Source organism: Allorhizobium sp. Av2 (assembly GCF_021462805.2).
Lineage (GTDB): Bacteria > Pseudomonadota > Alphaproteobacteria > Rhizobiales > Rhizobiaceae > Allorhizobium > Allorhizobium vitis_G.
The window spans coordinates 1,019,318-1,037,500 of the sequence record NZ_CP192697.1 but is presented as its reverse complement, the minus strand read 5'-3'; the positions used below and the strand labels follow the sequence as shown (position 1 = coordinate 1,037,500).

Genomic DNA, 18,183 nt, shown 5'->3' with positions numbered 1-18,183 from the left:
TGCAAACACTCCCTTGCCGATAACCGGCGTCGATGGAACGGCCATGTCTCTTGGCTCCAGCAATCCAGCGAGGTAGCCACCGCGTCCAGCGTCAATGGCGTTTGCGAAGGCTTCGGCCATGGCGGCTGGGTCCGCAGCGGCGGCCACCGCTGTATTCAGTAGTACAGCGTCGAAGCCCAGCTCCATCACCGTGGCCGCATGGGATGGCCGACCGATGCCAGCATCGACGATAAGCGGAATGTCTGGAAATTCGGCGCGCATGGCGCGAAGACCGGGGATATTTTGCGGCCCGATGGCACTGCCGATCGGTGCGCACCATGGCATCAACACTTTACAGCCCGCGCTCAAGAGATGCTCACCGACCACCAGATCCTCAGTGGTATAAGGAAAGACTTCGAAACCGTCCTCCGTCAAGATCCGAGCAGCCTCCACGAGTTGAAACACATCCGGTTGCAGAGTGTCCTGGTGGCCGATCAGTTCCAGCTTGATCCAGTTGGTGCGAAATACCTCCCGCGCCATTTTAGCCGTCAGCACCGCTTCCTTGACGCTGTGGCACCCGGCGGTATTCGGCAAAACCCGCACGCCCAACTCCCGGATCAGGTCGAAGAAGGCGCCGCCCGCTTTGCCGCCTGCGGTTTCCCGACGCAAGGATACGGTGACGATCTCGGTTTTAGAGCGGCGCACGGCCTCGGCGAGAATGGCTGGCGATGGGTAGCGGGCCGTGCCAAGCAACAGGCGAGAGGAAAGTTCGGTTCCGTAGAGTGTCAGCATGTCAGCCTCCCTGCATTGGTGAGAGAATTTCAATTCTGTCGCCATCGTTCAAAGCGCAGTCCTGCCGGTCTTCGGCGTGGACGAGATCGCCGTTGATCGCTGTCGCCAGCCACTCGCCCTCATAGTCCAATTGCTCGAGAAGCGTCGAAAGAGTGGGGGCGGAACACTCCAACTGCTCCCCATTGACGATCAGTTTCATCGGGTCGCCCTCCGGTTGGGTTGATTTGACGTCGCGTGTTCGATCCGGTCCGCCGCCTGCCGGGCCATGGCGGGTGACAGCAGGAAGCCATGACGGTGCATTCCGGCAATCGCCAAACCATCTAATGTCTCGATAATGCGCGGCAGATTATCGGCAAAGGCCGGGCGAATGCCGACGCCAGCCTCGATCAGCCGGGCCTCGCCAAAAGCCGGGTTCAACGTATAGGCCGAATTCAGGAATTCCATGAGAGACCGCGCGCTGATCGGCCCGTCATCCCGCGCCTCTATCATGGTGGCGCCGACCATGAAGCAATTGTTGTCGCGTGGCACGATGTAGATCGGATGGCGCGGATGCAGCAAGCGGATGGGGCGGCTCAGGCTTATATCCGGTGTTTGCAGATAGATCATTTCGCCGCGCACCCCGCGCAGGTTTTCGATCGTGTCGATGGCAGCAGCACCGGTACAGTCGATGATGCTGTCAAAGCCGTTGGTATCAGGCTCGGCATCTGGCCCGAGATAGAATGAGACGCCCTGCTGCACCAACGCCTGATAAAGACCGTCCAGTGCCAGGCGTGGATCGAGATGGGCTTCCTCTGCGAAAAACAGGCCCTTGCGAAACCGTCCAGCCAAATCCGGTTCCAACGCGGCGATACCATCGGCGTCCAGCCATTGATGGCCACTTGTGCGGCTGGCAAAGCGGTTCAGGTCCTGGATATCGCGGTTCGGGGTCAGCACCAGCGTCCCCTTGCGCGTGACTGCACCGGGCAAAGCCTGTTCCCACCAATCCGCCGCTGCCAGGCCAAGCGTCAGAACCTGCTCTTCTGCGGCTTCCCGCTCACAATAGGGCGCCAGCATGCCGCCTGCATAGTGAGAGGCCCCCTGCCCCACGCAGGTTTTGATATCGCGCACCGCGACATTGATACCGCGTTGAACAAGTTCAAACGCCAATGTGAGGCCGGCAACGCCGGCCCCCTTGATCAGAATGGACATGTCATTCTCCCGCCGGTTGGTTCTCCCCATCGGAGACCGGCATGTAGAGATCGCCGCCATCGCGATATTTGGCCGCCATGGCTTCCAGCCCCTCTTTCTGGGCCTCGGCGCGAATATCGTGGGAAATCCGCATCGAACAGAATTTCGGGCCGCACATCGAGCAGAAATGCGCAACCTTATGGGCTTCCTTCGGCAGGGTTTCGTCGTGAAAGGACCGGGCCGTGTCGGGATCGAGCGACAGGTTGAACTGGTCTTCCCAGCGGAATTCGAAACGGGCGCGCGACAGTGCATCGTCGCGGACCTGGGCTGCCGGATGCCCCTTGGCTAGATCGGCTGCATGAGCAGCGATCTTATAGGTGATCACCCCGGTCTTGACGTCATTGCGATCCGGCAGGCCCAGATGCTCCTTGGGTGTGACGTAGCAGAGCATTGCCGTGCCGTACCAGCCGATCATCGCCGCCCCAATGCCAGACGTGATGTGGTCGTAACCGGGAGCGATGTCTGTGGTTAGCGGACCGAGCGTGTAGAAGGGCGCCTCGCCGCAGGTCTTCAACTGCTTGTCCATATTCTCCTTGATCTTATGCATCGGCACATGGCCGGGGCCTTCAATCATCACCTGGCAATCCTTCGCCCAGGCGATTTTGGTCAGTTCGCCCAGCGTTTCCAGTTCGGCGAATTGCGCGGCGTCATTGGCATCGGCAATCGAGCCGGGGCGAAGGCCGTCACCCAGCGAAAACGACACGTCATAAGCCCGGCAGATATCGGAGATCTCGTCGAAATGTTCGTAGAGGAAGCTCTCCTTGTGGTGATGCAGACACCACTTGGCCATGATCGAGCCGCCGCGCGAGACAATGCCGGTAACCCGGTTGACGGTCAGATGAATATAGGAGAGGCGCACACCGGCATGGATGGTGAAATAATCCACCCCCTGCTCGGCTTGTTCGATCAGCGTATCGCGGAACACGTCCCATGTGAGATTTTCGGCAATGCCATGCACCTTTTCCAGCGCCTGATAGAGCGGCACCGTGCCAATCGGCACCGGGGAATTGCGGATGATCCAGTCGCGGATATTGTGAATATTGCGTCCGGTGGAGAGGTCCATCACCGTATCCGCGCCCCAGCGGATCGCCCAGACCATCTTTTCCACTTCTTCGGCCATGGAGGATGTGACGGCGGAATTGCCGATATTGGCATTGATCTTCACCAGAAAATTCCGACCAATGATCATCGGCTCGGCTTCCGGGTGGTTGATATTGGCCGGGATGATGGCGCGGCCCATGGCCACTTCCTGACGGACAAATTCTGGGGTGACGTAATCCGGGATGGATGCGCCAAAGCTCTCGCCATCGCGGATCAAAGCGTCCTTGGCGGCTTTGCGGCCAACATTCTCGCGGATGGCAATGAACTCCATCTCCGGGGTGATGATGCCAGCGCGGGCATAGGCAAGCTGAGTGACGGCTTTGCCGGGTTTTGCCCTCAAGGGCGCATTGCGCACCGGAAATTCCGGTGTCAGCTTTTCGCCTGTCGCAAAGCCATTATCTTCCGGCTTGACGTGCCGTCCAGCATAGGTCTCGACATCACCGCGTGCGACCACCCATTCGGCGCGAATGCGCGGCAAGCCTGCATCAATGGCAATGGTGGCGTTCGGATCGGTATAGGGGCCGGAACTGTCATAAACATTCACCGGCGGCTCGCCCGAGGTGGGGTGCAGCGTGATCTGGCGCATCGGCACGCGGATCTGCGGGTGGATCTCTCCGGCAATATGCACCTTGGCGGAGGCGGGAAGCGTCCCGGTGGTGACTTCGGGGGTCGGAAACTGTGGGGCGATATTCATTTTTGAGGCTCCAAGTGTTCAGGTTGGAGACCCAGTCATGATAGCCGGAATGATGGAAAGACGCTTTACCCGCCCATAACGGGCCAACCCAATACGGGCCGTGGTTTTGCAGCGCTTGCACCGTCCCTACGCCAGTATGAACTGGATCAGGTTCAACGGGTCACCGCGCTGCTGTTATGCGTAGCGGAATCTCAGCCCCTTGCGGGACACCCCTGGTGAATACGTTTAACGATAGAACTAAGCTTACCTCTCGGTCAAGCTAGGAGATAAAAATCAAGCCGGAGGTTTTAATGATTGCCCAACTCTTCAAGCTGCCTTCGTGCGAGCTCACGATACTTTTCTTTTTCCTCCTCAGTCGCATGAATGACTTCCAAGTCTTCGCCGAGCACACGCTTAGAAGAAACTAAATCCCAAGTCCGATTGGGAAAGTCCTCTTTAAACCATTCCCGGGCCCGTTTTTCAATCTTGTCCATATTATCTCCAGCCACCCATATTAATAGATCAACAATTTAGCGTCATAGATAATTATATGAATTTTACAGCTTTAAAAAGTGAATTTCTTACACGGTCAACCACCCCAGGTCCGTTCCAGCACTGAAATCCAGTTGCCATGGCAGATCTTGGCAATCGAGGTCGCATCATAACCACGCGCTTCCAGTCCCTTGACGATCAAGGGCAGGCCGGTTGCATCCTTCAGAGCGTCTGGAACGGTGGTGCCATCGAAGTCTGAGCCGAGCGCCACATGATCGATGCCCATGCGCGTCACCATATAATCGATATGGTCGATGAGCACATCCAGCGGTGTATCGAGATTGCGTTGACCGTCTTCGCGCAGGAAAATCACCCCGAAATTGATGCCGACAAGTCCGCCACTGTCACGGATGGCGTCCAGCTGCTTGTCTGTAAGGTTGCGGCTATGAGGGCATAGCGCGTGGGCGTTGGAATGAGATGCGACAAGCGGCGCCTTGGAAAGACCGGCGATATCCCAAAACCCCTGTTCATTCATATGAGAGAGATCGACCATGATCTTCAGCTCATTACAGGCCCGGATCAAGTCCTTGCCGGCATCAGTCAGGCCGGGGCCGATATCCGGGGAGGATGGAAAGCGGAAGGGAATGCCATGGGCAAAGATATTCGGTCGGCTCCAGACGGGACCGAGCGAGCGTAACCCCGCCTGATGCAGCACATAGAGTGCGTCAAGATCGGCAGCGATAGCCTCTACGCCTTCAATGTGAAAAACCGCCGCGAAGATTTCATTTTCCAGGCAATGCTGGATATCGGCGGCACTGCGGCAGACCTTGACGCGACCAGCCGAATTCGCCTCGATTTCAAACAGCAGCCGGGCCATGGCCAGCGTCTCATTCAACGCTTCCGGCTGGGCCGGAGCCACGAAATCCCCGGCGTCATTGGGTTTGAAGCTTGGTGAGGGAATGAACACGGCACAAAGTCCACCGGCCAACCCACCCTGGCGCGCCTTGGGCAAATCAATATGCCCGGCTTCGCCGCCCTGCAAAAAATCCCGGTAGGGTTGGGGACGACCAGAGCGGCGCAGCCGCAGCAGCACATCGTTATGGCCATCGAAAACGGGAACGGTCTGTGTCATTGCTCTATCCTTGCACATCATACGCACGCATCTGCCACGCCGATGCAGCCTTGCATTGAAGATTCGTGAATATCCAAATGCATCAAAGACTTGACATATTTGGCTCCCAAATGCCACCCATTGAGACCGATGTCAGACGCTATTGTCATCACGCGCGGGCAACAAAGCGCGTTGCCATCCCACCTCTACGGATTTGCTAAATGACAACGCTATCATTGTCGCGGATATTTCGGCGGTAAAAGATTGAATGGAACAGATGTTAAACTGGAAAGACGCCGAACGGGCCGTCAACGCCGCTCTTGAACCTTGGACAAAGGACGGCCCCGGCGGGGCGGTGATCGGTTTTGACCTTGATGGCATCCGATTTGGGTTAAGCGGCGGCGTTGAAAACCTGAGCACGGGTGCGTCCTTTACCCCGGATAGTGTCATTCGCTATGCCTCGGTCACCAAACATGCCTTTTGTACGCTGGTTCTGTCTCATCCAGACCTCATCCGCCTTGATGACCGGTTGGGTGCGCATCTGCCGCAACTGCAAGAACCGCTCGCCAGTGTCACCGTCGGCCGCGCTCTGGATATGAGCGGCGGCTTGCCGGATACCCGTGAAGCGTTGAGCCTACTTGGATTGTCGGTTTATTCGGAAACTCGAAGCGGGCCACTGCTGGACTTTCTCAGCCGACAGACCCGGCTGAACTTTGCCGCAGGCAGTGAAGTTTCCTATTCCAATACCGGCTACCGGCTGGTGGAAGCAGCGCTTGAGCGCAAGGGCATTTATTTCCGCGATTATATCCAGCGTGCCGGCGCAGAAACCGGTGCGGTTTTCGATGCGCCGGATGGTTGGAATGATGTCGTTGCCGGGCTTGCTCCCGGTTATTGGCATGATGGCCAGAAATGGCAGCTTTCCGCCGCTGGCCTGCATATTTCCGCCTCCGGCAGCATGACAGGCAGCGCCCGCTCGCTTGCCCTATGGCTGGAAGCCCTGCTGAAGGGAGAAGGCGCGCTGGCCGGGCGGCTCGAAGCCATGGCCGCTCCGCGCCCGCTCGCCGATGGCAGGCCAAGCGGTTACGGGCTGGGATTGGCCCACACAATGCTGGGCGAAAAGGACTTCATCGGGCATGGCGGCTCGCATCCGGGCTACAAGACCTATTTTCTGCTCGATCGTGAAACCGGGGCTGGATTCGTCGTCGTTTCCAACAGGGAAGACACCAATGGCGCCAAAATTGCCCAATCGGCAATGATCGCGCTGTTCGGCCTGCCCCTGCCACGCTTGTCGAGGGCACTTCGTGACGGGCTTTACGTGGAAGACAGCGGCCCGAACTGGATCGAGGTGAAGGCAAGCAGCATTATTGCGCTCGATGCCGAAGATGCGGCCTATGATGACGGCGATGGCTGGATTTCCTCGCGCTCTTCCACCTCGCCGTTGCGGCTGAAAATGCAGGGAGACGACATTATCGGCGACGTCGGCCATGGACCGCGTCATTACCGACCCGCCAAAGACAATGGTGTTTCGCCGTCGCTTTCCGGCATCTGGCTTTCGCCGGAAGGCGCCCGATTTGAAATCCACGGTTCCATGCTGGTGATGGGCGTCGGCCCAACCCGCCAGTCCATGCCGTTGCAAACGCTGGGTGCCGGTCGCTACCTGTTCGCGCTTCACGATGGCCCCTGGACCAAACGGATCTGCCTGAACCTGCTCAGTGAAAACCGCCTGGAACTGGTTCTGTCCCGCGCCCGGATGATTGAGTATCAACGGGTGGGATAACCTTTTTCAGGGTCGCATTGGACCACGGTTAACAATCCAGAACCATACCGTTGCATATGGTTCTTGGGAACAAAATGGCCAATATTGCGAAAGCCGACTGCCGAAGACATTCGGCTGCCCTCCCTATTGCGTTGCAGTATCACGAGCTAATCGACCGTATGGTTATTGGGCCCATGTGCTATGGCCGCGAACCGGACAGGCTTTTTCGTCAACAGCGCGTGCGCCATTTATGGCGCACAAAGGTTCGCTGTAGCTCTTTATATCTGCTGCATATTTTTCTCGTTAAATCGAGTCCGATTTAAGGAATTATGCAGTAGGCCTGTTACTGGAGAGGTGAACATGCTTCGGGGGCGAGAGGTATCGCCTCCACCGAGGAGAACCACGCTGGATCGAAACCCGTCATATCCTCCTTGAACAGATCGCTGGTCATATAACGATCTGATACCTCTTTCGGATCGGCACCTTCGGGATAGTTCACGAGTGCGACAATTTTGTTTGGATCGCCGTCAACAGTAAACACGCCATGAGTGGTAATCCCGACCGCTTTCAGACTCTCGATATGCTTGATCCAGATTTTCCGGTAGGCAGTAGCGGCTTCGGCGGATTTCAGGGTGTAGATACGCATTTCATAGATTTTCATCGCTTTTTCCAATTCGGTTCGAGAACAGCTAAGCTTAACGTTCGTTTCCTCAGAGGAGTTTGGGGAGGAGCCGATAGTCCACACGATACTCGATCAATCCAGCAACACTCCGATCCGCCAGACATCCAACATGGGTGTCGATGAAGACCTTCGACTTCCTCGACTTATTTAGGGGCGCTCAACGCAAGCCTTGCAACCTCCTCCTTGATTGCCTGGTCGCGGTGCGCCGCTGACCGGGAAACCGATTAACGTCCGCAGTATTACCAGAACCCCAAGACAACGCAATAACAATATGGATTGACATCGTATTGTTATTGCGTTGTCTTGAGGCTGTTGAGTTTGGTTGGCTCGAGTGATGTCTTGTTTGCGGGCTTAAAAGCCAATGGACCGCGCCTTTTGACGAGATGGTCCGCAGAAGAGGAGACCTTTTGATTATGCCGCCTGTTGAGAAAACAATTGACGCGCGTACGGATAAGATACGTCTGCCTGGGCGTCCGTATAGCGAGGATCTCGACCGGGCGATCCTGGATGCGGCGCTGGAAGCCCTCTCTGAGGTGGGTTTTGAAGCGCTATCGATCTCCGATGTGTCGCGGCGGGCGCAAACCACCCCTCCTGCAATCTACCGACGTTTCGCCACCAAGACCAAGTTGGTGTTGGCGGCGCTGGAGCAGGACTTGCTGACAATCCCTGATACGGATATCGACCATGGCGGCCTACGCGAAGACCTTCAATGGTGGGTCCGGTCGGTCTTCGAAGCGCTCTCACCCCGTCGTACGCGAATTCTGTCCAGCCTGGTTTTCCAGGCGAGGACGGACCCTGAGCCACTCGCGTTGCTCTCCGAGACCATTTACCAGTTCGGCTTGCGTCAATGGTCGTCGATCATCCAGCGCGCCACGCAGAGAGGCGAACTCAGGCAAAGTGAAATTCCGCAACTAATCGGCAAATTGCCCGGGGCAATTGCCATCCATTTTGTGCTGCTTCATGTCAACGATCGCGATAGCGACGTGATCGCAGAACTCGTCGACACGATCATGCTTCCAGCTTTGCTTGCCGCTGCGGGGCCGGTCGCCCTCACCAGCCAAGGCTCTCACCCCTAAACACTTTTCACCTCCAGTCACCCATACGAGACAGGATCTCGACATGACCCAAGCTGCAACCGACGTTTCAATTCTCTCGGTGCCAAAGGGCCTCGGCGCGTTTGTCGATCCCGTCGCCGACCTTGCACTGAAGAAGGAGTTTGACGTCAACTCCTGGTTCGCCATCGGTCATTTCGACGTCGATGGCGAGACCCTGAATTTTCTGTACCACATCATGATCTCGCCAATGCCGGATACTGGCAGTGCCATCCAGGCTTGCGTTGCGATCACGAACGAGACGACGGGCTGGTACCGCGCTGAAGATGTCGTGATCCCGGTTGATCAGGCAACCATTGCTGACAGTGGCTTCGACATCGAAATGCCAAATGGTCGCATGTGGGGAACCCTGGACAACTTCCGCATAAAGGCCACTCTCGGCGGCGGTAAAGGCGAAGTAGACATAGAGGCCCACGCGACGGGCCCGGTCATCATGAACGGAGGCACCGGCGTTTTCCCACTCATCGGCATGATGATCCATCAATATTCGGTTCCCCGGCTCGCAGCCCGCGGCGCAATCACTGTCGATGGCAATAAGCGCTCCGTCGAAGGTGTCGTCTGGTTCGATCGACAATGGCAGAACCAAGAGGGCGTTGCCGCTGTCGACGCAGCATTCAAATGGAGCTGGATGGACATCAATCTCGACAATGGCGACGCCATCAGTCTCTGGTCCGGCCCGGCCAAGCTTGGCGGCGAGGAGCGCGCATGGGCGACCATTCTCCATGCAGACGGATCGCAGACGGTTGCCGCCGCCGAGCCGGGTCTTGTGGCGCGAGACGTCTGGCACAGCGAGAAAAGTGGTTGCCGCTACCCCACGCGGTGGACGGTGCGCATCCCCGCCATGGACGCGGAATTGGAGGTGGTTCCGTCTCCCCGTGAGCAGGAGTTCGTGTCTCAGGTACCGGCGCTGAACAAATACGAAGGTGCGAGCACCATGGCCGGTACGTGGCGCGGCAAGCCGGTTCGAGGGTTCGGTTACGTCGAACTCGTCGGTGTGTGGCGCTGACGTCCAGCGAAGGCACAAGCCACTATTGCATAATTCTTTAAACCGGAATCGGCTTTAAAAAGAAAACTATGCAACAGAGATAAAGAGCGACATCGCCATGCGCCATATATGGCGCATGGCGATGTAAAAGGCCCCACGCCCTACAAGTTCATCTGCAAACGATGGGCTTTGCAGCCCAATCGTTTCATTATTAATCTACCCAGCCAATGTCGGCATCAAACATCTAAGGTCGATTAAATTGCCGTCCTGCGGGCGTTTTCCATGTACAGCGCCCGCAAGCGCGTCACCACCGGGCCGGGCTTGCCATCACCGACCGGCTTGCCGTCGATGGTGGTGATCGGTACGATGAAATTCGAGGCGCTGGTCAATGCCGCTTCGCTAGCCGCCATTGCTTCCTCGACGCTGAATGGGCGCTCTTCGATAACAAGCCCATGTTCCTTTGCCAATTGCAACAGCGCCAGCCGGGTGCAGCCGGGCAATGTCGCATTGCTATTGGCGCGGGTAATGATCTTGTCATCGGCGGTGACGATATAGGCCGTCGAAGACGCGCCCTCGGTCACGAAACCGTCTTCCACCATCCAGGCTTCGTCACATCCTTCGGCCTTGGCGGCGCGCTTGGCCAGAACCTGTGGCAGGAGGCAAACGCTTTTGATATCGCGTCGCGCCCAGCGCTGGTCCGTCACGGTCTTGACCTTCAGGCCTTTTTCCATGACGCTGGCAACGTCGAGCGATTTTGACTGGGTAAACAACAGCAAGGTCGGAGCGAGGTCCTCGGAATAGAGGAAATTACGGTCCTCGGCACCTCTTGTATATTGCAGATAGATCATCCCTTCCTTCAAGCCGTTCTCGGCTATCAGCCGCCGCTCGATCTCGACGATCTCATCGGTCGAAACCGGCAGATGCCCGCCGATCTCGCCGACGCTGCGCTCCAGCCGGGCCATGTGCAGGGCGCTGTCAACCAGCTTGCCGTCCAGCACTGCGGTCACTTCATAGATGCCGTCACCGAACAGGAAACCACGGTCGAAAATCGAGATATGCGCTTCGTTTTCGGCCAGGAAGGCGCCATTGAGATAGACGGTGCGAAGGGCGGGATTGGACATGCAAACTCCTGTCATGCGGAAGACCGTCAGAGACGACGGATCGTGTCGAGAGAAATGGAGGAAACAACGGTCGGCTTTCCCGTTGCGGCATTAACGCCGGCCATGGAAACAGCCATGGTCAGTGAATTGAGGATCGCTTCCTCGGTTGCCTCGATCACAGCCTCGAAAAGCGGCGAAACAACGTCATTGGAGAGCTGTTCGACGCTCATCATCGCCTTTCGGCGCGCTGGCGTGCGCCGAACCGAGTCTGCCGTCGAGAATGCCAGTGCGTAATCGCCTGAACCATTGCTGAGCGCAGCACCGGTGCGGGCAAGGCCACCAAAGCAGCGCTCCGCCAACCGGGTCAGATTGCGCGCGCAAAGCGGCGCATCGGTTGCCACGATCATAACGATGGAGCCATCCTTGTCGTGAACCGCATCGGACTGATAGGGCTTGCCCGCAACGATGAGATGGCCGCCATAGTTGGACTGCACGAGAACGCCGAGTGTATATCGCGCATTGCCGATCTCAACTAGCCGCGAGCTGATGCCGATGCCGCCTTTCAGCCCAAAAGCCACGGTTCCCGTGCCAGCACCGACAGCCCCCTCCTCTACCGGACCAGGCTTTGCCGCCGCAATCGCCGCGCCAATGTCCGTGACATCAGGACGGGCAGCGCGGATATCATTGAGGCGGCTGTCATTGGTTTCACCGGCCACGGCGTTGAGCGAGGTGACACGCTCGTTACCCTTCTGGGCCAGCGTATAAAGATTGATCGCCTCAATGGCGCGCCCGACCGCAAGCGTGTTGGTGAGCACAATCGGGGTCTCGATCTCGCCAAGCTCAACGATCTGGGTGCTACCGGCAAATTTGCCGTAACCATTCAAAACAGTAAAACCGGCAGGCACCTTGTCCTGAAACAGATTGCCGCCATGCGGAAGGATCGCGGTGGCGCCGGTGCGCGTTCGCTCCCCGTCTATCAAGGTCATATGACCAACGGAAACGCCTGTGACATCGGTGATGGCATTGAGCGGTCCGGCGGGATAATGGCCTATGGGGCCACCAAGCTCCCTGAACCGCGCACGCGAATTTTCCGTCACATCCTGCTCCGCCAACCGTCAAATCGGCGGCACACTACGCCCGGCCCTGACAAATATCACGGCAAATCTAGGGATATCCACGATGTTGTCGAAAGGCTCGAAGATGCTGACGCATCCTCGCCTTGAAGACATTGCAAATACCTCAAATGCAGCTGAGGCTTGAGGGATTTGCAAAAGGAAAACGATCAGTCATCTTCAATGACTGATCGTTCACGGCTTGGTCGCCGAATCCCAATGTTCGTCCGCCTTGCCATCCACGAAACGCCAGCTGTCGAACCAGGTCGTGGTATAGGTCTTGGTCGGGTCTTTGGGGTCCTTCAGTTCCCGGGGGAAGGCGACGGTGACGATGTCCCCTTCAGCCACCACCGAGACCACTTTGGTCTGCATCTTTTCCGGGATCGGTGACGGCGTGACTTTTCGCACCTTGGTGAAATAATCGATCACGCCCTGGCGGCCCGATGCGGCATTGGGATTGTGCTGGATGTAGCGCTCAGTCAGATAGAGTTCAGCACGGTCCCAGTGATTGGCCTCCAGCAGTTCCTTCAGGATCTTATAGGTCGCCTGTTTGTTGCGGTTCAGCACCGGATCGGGGCTGGTAAACAGCGCTTCGGCATTGTCAACGCCACGAACCGGCTCTTGTGCAAAAACACCTGAGGCGAGGCTGAGTGACAGCGCAACGATGGAAAGAAAGATTTTCATGGCCGATCCCGTCAGTGAATGATGGACGCTTTGAGAGCACACCCCTGCGCCCCATGCAAGACGGCAGTTTTTCGACCCATAGAAACCAAAAGGAAACCAGCCCTTTCAATCCTTGCCGTGCCGTATCTCCGCCAGGATTTCTGCCGTATGTTCTCCCAGGCGCGGTGCGCGGCGTGCTGTCTCCAGCACTGCCTGCGAAAACACAATGGGCGTTCGAATGCCCGGCACGCCATCTGGGGTGATCTTCATCTGCCGGAAGGCAAATTGCGGATCGGCAAACAGGTCCGCCACCGTGTTGATCGGCCCGGCTGGAACCGTCGCCGCCTCCAGCTGCGCCAAAAGCTCGTCGCGCTCGAATTGCCTCGTCTTGTCTTCCATCACCGTGGTCAATTGATCGCGATGGGCGACACGGGCGGCATTGGTGGAAAATTCAGGCGTTGTCGCCAGCTCAGAAAGGCCCAGCACACCACACAGCCGGACAAATTGGCCATCGTTGCCGCAGGCGATGATGATATGGCCGTCGGCAACCGGAAAGGTCTGGTAGGGCGCAATATTGGGATGATTATTGCCCATGCGTTTCGGCACGATGCCTGACGCAGCGTAATTCATCGCCTGATTGGCCAATACCGCCGACATGCAATCGAACAGTGCCATGTCGATGAACTGACCGCGCCCGGTCTGAAGACGTTGGGCCAGCGCCGCCTGGATGGCGATCACGCCATAAAGCCCGGTGAAGATATCGGCAAAGGCAACGCCGATCTTCTGCGGCGCACCATCAGGCTCTCCGGTCAGGTCCATGATGCCGCTCATGCCCTGGATCATGAAGTCATATCCGGCCCGTTGCGCATAAGGCCCATCCTGGCCAAAACCGGTGACGGAGCAATAGACCAGCTTCGGATTGAGCTCTTTCAGGCTGTCGTAATCAAGGCCGTATTTGGCCAGACCGCCCACCTTGAAATTCTCGATCACCACATCGGCAGATGCAATCAGATCGCGCAGGGTTTGGATGTCTTCAGCTCTGGTAAAATCCGCCGTGATCGACCGTTTGCCGCGATTGCAGGCGTGGAAATAGGCAGCAGCCTTTTCCACGCCGTCATCGATGAAAGGCGGTCCCCAGCTGCGGGTATCGTCGCCCTGCGGGCTTTCCACCTTGATCACATCGGCGCCGAGGTCGGCCAGCGTCTGGCCGATCCAGGGACCGGCCAGAATCCGGGCCAGTTCAATGACCTTCAATCCAGACAGTGGCGCATTCGACATCGATCCGCCCTCAGAAAAATGCCTGGATGCCGGTCTGAGCGCGGCCCAGGATCAGCGCATGCACATCATGGGTGCCTTCATAGGTATTGACCGTTTCCAGGTTCTGCGAATGCCGCATGACATGATATTCGATCTGGATACCATTGCCGCCGTGCATGTCGCGGGCCATGCGGGCAATGTCCAGCGCCTTGCCGCAATTGTTGCGCTTGATAAGGGAAATCATTTCCGGCGCATGCTTATGCTCATCCATCAGCCGACCGACGCGCAAGGATGCCTGCAAGCCTAGCGCGATTTCGGTCTGCATGTCGGCGAGCTTCTTTTGGTAGAGCTGCATCCCGGCCAGCGGCTTGCCGAACTGATGGCGGTCGAGACCATATTGACGCGAGCGCACCCAGCAATCTTCGGCAGCCCCCATGACGCCCCAGGAAATACCATAGCGCGCCCGGTTCAGGCAGCCGAATGGGCCTTTCAACCCACTGACGCCAGGCAGCAAGGCATCCTCACCAACCTCAACGCCGTCCATGACGATCTCGCCGGTAATTGAAGCGCGCAGCGACAGCTTGCCGCCGATTTTCGGGGCGGACAGGCCCTTCATGCCCTTCTCCAGCACGAAGCCGCGAATGGCACCATCATGAGCCTCGGATTTCGCCCAGACCACGAACACATCGGCGATCGGCGCGTTGGAAATCCACATTTTCGAGCCGCGCAGGCGATAACCGCCCTCGATCTTTTCGGCTCTGGTTTTCATGCCGCCCGGATCGGAGCCCGCATCCGGTTCGGTCAGGCCGAAGCAGCCGATCAACTCACCGGACACCAGACCCGGCAGATATTTGTCTTTTTGCTCTTCCGAGCCATAGGCAAAGATCGGATGGATCACCAGCGAGGATTGCACGCTCATCATCGACCGGAAGCCGGAATCCACCCGCTCCACTTCGCGGGCCACCAGCCCATAGCTGACGTAATTGGCACCCGCCGCGCCATATTTTTCCGGCAAGGTTACGCCCAGCAGGCCCGCCTTGCCCATCAGCGGAAACAGTCCACGGTCCGTCGTTTCGTTGAGATACATGTCCTCGACGCGAGGGCTCAGTTCCGCCTTGGCAAACGCCGCCGCCGCATCGCGGATCATCCGCTCTTCTTCGCTCAACTGGTCTTCCAGCAGAAAGGGATCGTCCCACACAAAGCTCATGGCATCCTCGCATCAAAAATTCTTAGAGCATTTCCAGCAAAAGTGTGTAGCGGTTTTGCGTCCGGAAATGCGCTCTCACTCAATCTCGCAGATCAAACCGGATTCGCAAAACAATGTTTACGAAACGGGATATGAGTTATAATCATACCTAATGAAACTCATTCAACGCCGCCTGCTGCCGTCCACCAGCGCCCTGGTCACCATGGATTCCGTGGCGAGGCTGGGCAGTTTTTCCGCTGCCGCCAGTGAATTGAACCTGACGCAGGGCGCGATCAGCCGGCAGATCCAGACGCTTGAAGAGCAATTGGGGACGCAACTTTTCCTGCGCAACGGTCGGGGCGTGGTCCCGACGCCGCGTGGCGAAAATTTTCACCGCGCCATCCAGGCAGCACTGTCTCTGATCCAGGATGCTTCGCTGGAAGCGATGACCGGTTCGCAAGGCAATTCGCTGAACATCGCCATTCTCCCGACCTTTGGCACACGCTGGCTTTTGCCGCGCATTTCCAGCTTTGTCGCCACCCATCCGCATATCAACCTGAATTTCGCCACCCGCATCGGCATATTTGATTTCGATGCCGAACAATTGGACGCGGCCATCCATATCGGCAAGCCGAACTGGCCACGTGCCACCTGTACCTTCCTGATGGACGAGACAGTTGCCCCGGTGTGCAGCCCGGCTTTTCTTAGCAGTCACCGCATCAAATCGAACGGCGATCTGGCCGACCTGCCGCTGATCCAGATGAAGTCGAGACCGCTGGCCTGGGATCACTGGTTCGACAGCCTCGACATCACCGCCACGCCGTGCGCCGCCATGAGTTTCGAGCAATTCATGAATGTGGCCCAAGCCTGCATTGCCGGGCTTGGCGTTGCGCTGATGCCGCTATTTCTGATCGGGCCGGAATTGGAAAGCGGTCAGCTTGTCCTGGCATCGCAGCACAGGGTCGACAGCCAGAGCAATTATTATCTCGTGTCCCCGGATAATCGTCCCGCATCAAAACCACTGGCGGCATTTACGCATTGGCTTCTGCACGAGGTAAAGGCCTTCACGGACGCAGAACCCGCTTAACGAAAAACTCTGCTTTTCATCCGCCATTGACCAGCGCCAGGATGAGCTGCTGAATGGGTCCGCCCGGCGCCATTTCGGATTGCTCGAAGATCCGGTCACGCTCACGCTTCCGGTCGGAAATTTCTCCCAGGCGCTTTGTCAGGTCCGTGCGGATCTTCTTGCAGTCGGGATCATCCGGCACGGTCAGACCGATGCTTGCCGCCTCGATCGCCTTGACCATGTCCTTGATGTTTTGACCGTGGACACGCTCGTGCGCCTCAATCCCGGCGATAAATTTCGTCCAGTTTTCCCGAACCGGACTTGTAAGCGACTGGGACGGACGAGGCAGCGTATAGATAACAGTCAATTTGGGAATAGCCGTCTCCAGCACGCAAGTGCTGCCATGCGGTACATATTTGCGTGTCCATGTCAGCTTGAATGTGGTATGAGCAATGACATGTATCCGCTTGTCAGTGCCGATAACCGGGCCTTTTTCTCCGATGGATTGATAGAGTTGCAGCCCGCTTTGACCTGAAACGGGGTAAGTCGCAATCTGCTCGACCGTTTGCCAGTCTGCAAATGTTGGATTTGCGACATTTAAAAACAGCCATGCCATAACGCCAATAGCCATTTTTCTCGAGCGAAATACACCCGATAGGTTGTTACTGCCAAAAAAGCGATCAAGCATGGTTGTTCATGATCCTGTGACAAGGGCTCGTTACTCAAACAATAGTAAGGTTTATTTTCCTGCCTCAAACACACCCGGCAAAGCAAGTGGTTTTTTGTGAAAAAATACTCTAACTCATTGAAATAAAAGAAATGTCACGATTTCGCCACAATGTAATGTTCTGTATTAGGTGTGGGTGACGCATAACTCCTATCCATCGAATCGTGCTGTTTGGCAGCATTCGCCAGGAGACTTCAGTGATGCAGACAATTGAATCGAACCCGCAAGACCTCGAATCCATCGCTCGCAAAGGTAGTGCCTTTCGACGCATGGCTGTGCGAATTCCGACATATATTGCCGACGTGAAGGAAAACCCTGCCTGGCTGCCAATGTTTATGCTGGCCAGAACCATGCCGGGTCGACAATTGCACTGGCTGACAGCGCGCAAGCACAAACCAGGCTCCAATACCCAACCCAGCATGTTCAAGGCAGACAGCGGATCCGCAACGCTTGCCTTGCGGAAGGACGGAATTTTCACCGGACTGCAATTGCCCGCCGACATCCATGAATCCATTCATGATCATGCGCTGAAAACGCCCTGCTTCGGCAACTTCGACCGGCGACTGGAATTCAAGGCAGGCGATCATGCCGAAGCCGAGAAGACATTCGGACGCCCAATCCTGAGCGGTCACCTGTTCGAGCGGACATTGAATTGCGAAGCGGCTGTCGCCATTCAAAGAGATCCGTTGCTGATCGACATCGCCAAAAACTATCTCGGCGGCCAGGCACAATTGATCACCACGCGTCTCTGGTGGAGCTTTCCCACTGCCGCCACTGAGAAAGACCGCAGCATGGCCTCGCTCGACAAGTTTCATTTCGACCTCGACGATTGGCGCATGTTGAAATTCTTCTTCAATATCAATAGCGTCGATGAGGGCACAGGGCCGCATATCTTCGTCAAGGGTAGCCACCGCCGCCGTCGGCTGAAACACCAGCTGACCCTGCTGGTCGGCCATCCGGCAGAAGAAGTTCTTGACTATTATGGCAAGGACAGCGCTGTCACGCTCACTGGACCAGCAGGTTCGGGCTTTGTTGAAGACCCGTTCGGTTTCCATATGGGCACGGTGCCAACGGCTAAGCCACGCTTGATGATGGAAGTCGGCTTCGGCGTTTCCAAACCGTCAAAGCGCCGTTTCCACGGCGAACCGATCCTGCGCTGAAC

Annotated in this window: 19 protein-coding genes and 1 riboswitch (2 of these 20 only partly in view); of the genes, 5 read left to right on the top strand and 14 right to left on the bottom strand. The window is 57.1% G+C overall.

Annotated features, from left to right (window positions below; genetic code table 11):
• Window position 1, bottom strand: partial view of a thiamine phosphate synthase gene (locus tag FS819_RS22415; RefSeq protein ID WP_156550247.1) — a 1-nt sliver only. It extends 611 nt beyond the left edge of the window; only 1 of the gene's 612 nt is visible here; its start codon straddles the left edge of the window (only 1 of its three bases is visible, at window position 1); its stop codon lies off the left edge, out of view.
• Window positions 1-771: the 5' portion of a thiazole synthase gene (locus FS819_RS22410; RefSeq protein ID WP_156550248.1), read on the bottom strand. It extends 3 nt beyond the left edge of the window; 771 of the gene's 774 nt are visible here — the first part of the coding sequence; it begins with the start codon at window positions 769-771; its stop codon lies off the left edge, out of view. Before FS819_RS22410 ends, FS819_RS22415 begins: the two co-directional genes overlap by 4 nt.
• 1 nt (window position 772) lies before the next feature.
• On the bottom strand, window positions 773-970 hold the full coding sequence (thiS, locus tag FS819_RS22405; RefSeq protein WP_156550249.1) for a sulfur carrier protein ThiS: 198 nt from the start codon (window positions 968-970) through the stop codon (window positions 773-775).
• Window positions 967-1,959 (bottom strand): glycine oxidase ThiO, encoded by a 993-nt coding sequence (thiO, locus tag FS819_RS22400; protein ID WP_156550250.1) that lies wholly within the window; start codon window positions 1,957-1,959, stop codon window positions 967-969. The genes thiS and thiO overlap by 4 nt, the downstream gene beginning before the upstream one ends.
• 1 nt (window position 1,960) lies before the next feature.
• Entirely contained in the window at window positions 1,961-3,793 is a 1,833-nt protein-coding gene (gene thiC / locus FS819_RS22395) for a phosphomethylpyrimidine synthase ThiC (protein ID WP_156550251.1), read from the bottom strand.
• A gap of 105 nt (window positions 3,794-3,898) precedes the next feature.
• Window positions 3,899-4,017: riboswitch (TPP riboswitch) on the bottom strand.
• A 63-nt stretch (window positions 4,018-4,080) separates the two neighbouring features.
• Window positions 4,081-4,266 carry a hypothetical protein gene (locus tag FS819_RS22390; RefSeq protein WP_156550252.1) on the bottom strand — a complete coding sequence of 62 codons (186 nt, stop codon included), beginning with the start codon at window positions 4,264-4,266 and terminating at the stop codon, window positions 4,081-4,083.
• Between the two features lie 95 nt (window positions 4,267-4,361).
• On the bottom strand, window positions 4,362-5,396 hold the full coding sequence (locus FS819_RS22385) for a dipeptidase (protein WP_156550253.1): 1,035 nt from the start codon (window positions 5,394-5,396) through the stop codon (window positions 4,362-4,364).
• Between the two features lie 247 nt (window positions 5,397-5,643).
• On the opposite strand from FS819_RS22385, the gene FS819_RS22380 reads away from it, so the two are divergent.
• Window positions 5,644-7,152, top strand: coding sequence for a serine hydrolase domain-containing protein (locus tag FS819_RS22380; protein WP_156550254.1), 1,509 nt, complete (start codon window positions 5,644-5,646; stop codon window positions 7,150-7,152).
• A gap of 322 nt (window positions 7,153-7,474) precedes the next feature.
• On the opposite strand, the gene FS819_RS22375 is transcribed toward FS819_RS22380, so the two are convergent.
• Complete coding sequence (locus FS819_RS22375) at window positions 7,475-7,792, bottom strand: NIPSNAP family protein (protein ID WP_081344028.1); 318 nt, start codon at window positions 7,790-7,792, stop codon at window positions 7,475-7,477.
• 434 nt (window positions 7,793-8,226) lie between these two features.
• Between FS819_RS22375 and FS819_RS22370 the strand changes: the two genes are divergently transcribed.
• Together FS819_RS22370 and FS819_RS22365 are read left to right on the top strand one after the other, a co-directional pair.
• Window positions 8,227-8,889 carry a TetR/AcrR family transcriptional regulator gene (locus FS819_RS22370; RefSeq protein ID WP_197434169.1) on the top strand — a complete coding sequence of 221 codons (663 nt, stop codon included), beginning with the start codon at window positions 8,227-8,229 and terminating at the stop codon, window positions 8,887-8,889.
• Between the two features lie 43 nt (window positions 8,890-8,932).
• Complete coding sequence (locus FS819_RS22365; protein ID WP_156550256.1) at window positions 8,933-9,931, top strand: lipocalin-like domain-containing protein; 999 nt, start codon at window positions 8,933-8,935, stop codon at window positions 9,929-9,931.
• A gap of 233 nt (window positions 9,932-10,164) precedes the next feature.
• Here FS819_RS22365 and FS819_RS22360 read toward each other — a convergent pair whose 3' ends face one another.
• The 5 genes from FS819_RS22360 to FS819_RS22340 form a co-directional block, all read right to left on the bottom strand.
• On the bottom strand, window positions 10,165-11,031 hold the full coding sequence (locus FS819_RS22360) for a D-amino-acid transaminase (protein WP_156550257.1): 867 nt from the start codon (window positions 11,029-11,031) through the stop codon (window positions 10,165-10,167).
• A 26-nt stretch (window positions 11,032-11,057) separates the two neighbouring features.
• Window positions 11,058-12,107 (bottom strand): DmpA family aminopeptidase, encoded by a 1,050-nt coding sequence (locus tag FS819_RS22355; protein ID WP_234624831.1) that lies wholly within the window; start codon window positions 12,105-12,107, stop codon window positions 11,058-11,060.
• 210 nt (window positions 12,108-12,317) lie between these two features.
• Window positions 12,318-12,806 carry a nuclear transport factor 2 family protein gene (locus FS819_RS22350; RefSeq protein WP_156550259.1) on the bottom strand — a complete coding sequence of 163 codons (489 nt, stop codon included), beginning with the start codon at window positions 12,804-12,806 and terminating at the stop codon, window positions 12,318-12,320.
• A gap of 105 nt (window positions 12,807-12,911) precedes the next feature.
• Window positions 12,912-14,063 (bottom strand): CaiB/BaiF CoA transferase family protein, encoded by a 1,152-nt coding sequence (locus FS819_RS22345; protein ID WP_156550260.1) that lies wholly within the window; start codon window positions 14,061-14,063, stop codon window positions 12,912-12,914.
• A gap of 10 nt (window positions 14,064-14,073) precedes the next feature.
• Entirely contained in the window at window positions 14,074-15,249 is a 1,176-nt protein-coding gene (locus tag FS819_RS22340) for an acyl-CoA dehydrogenase (RefSeq protein WP_156550261.1), read from the bottom strand.
• A gap of 151 nt (window positions 15,250-15,400) precedes the next feature.
• Here FS819_RS22340 and FS819_RS22335 point away from each other — a divergent pair, with 151 nt between their 5' ends.
• Entirely contained in the window at window positions 15,401-16,315 is a 915-nt protein-coding gene (locus tag FS819_RS22335) for a LysR family transcriptional regulator (protein WP_156550262.1), read from the top strand.
• A 16-nt stretch (window positions 16,316-16,331) separates the two neighbouring features.
• Here FS819_RS22335 and FS819_RS22330 read toward each other — a convergent pair whose 3' ends face one another.
• Window positions 16,332-16,925 carry a DUF922 domain-containing Zn-dependent protease gene (locus FS819_RS22330; protein ID WP_197434168.1) on the bottom strand — a complete coding sequence of 198 codons (594 nt, stop codon included), beginning with the start codon at window positions 16,923-16,925 and terminating at the stop codon, window positions 16,332-16,334.
• 296 nt (window positions 16,926-17,221) lie between these two features.
• On the opposite strand from FS819_RS22330, the gene FS819_RS22325 reads away from it, so the two are divergent.
• Window positions 17,222-18,181, top strand: a complete 960-nt coding sequence (locus tag FS819_RS22325) for a phytanoyl-CoA dioxygenase family protein (RefSeq protein ID WP_156550263.1) — start codon at window positions 17,222-17,224, stop codon at window positions 18,179-18,181.
• Window positions 18,182-18,183 lie beyond the last annotated feature (2 nt).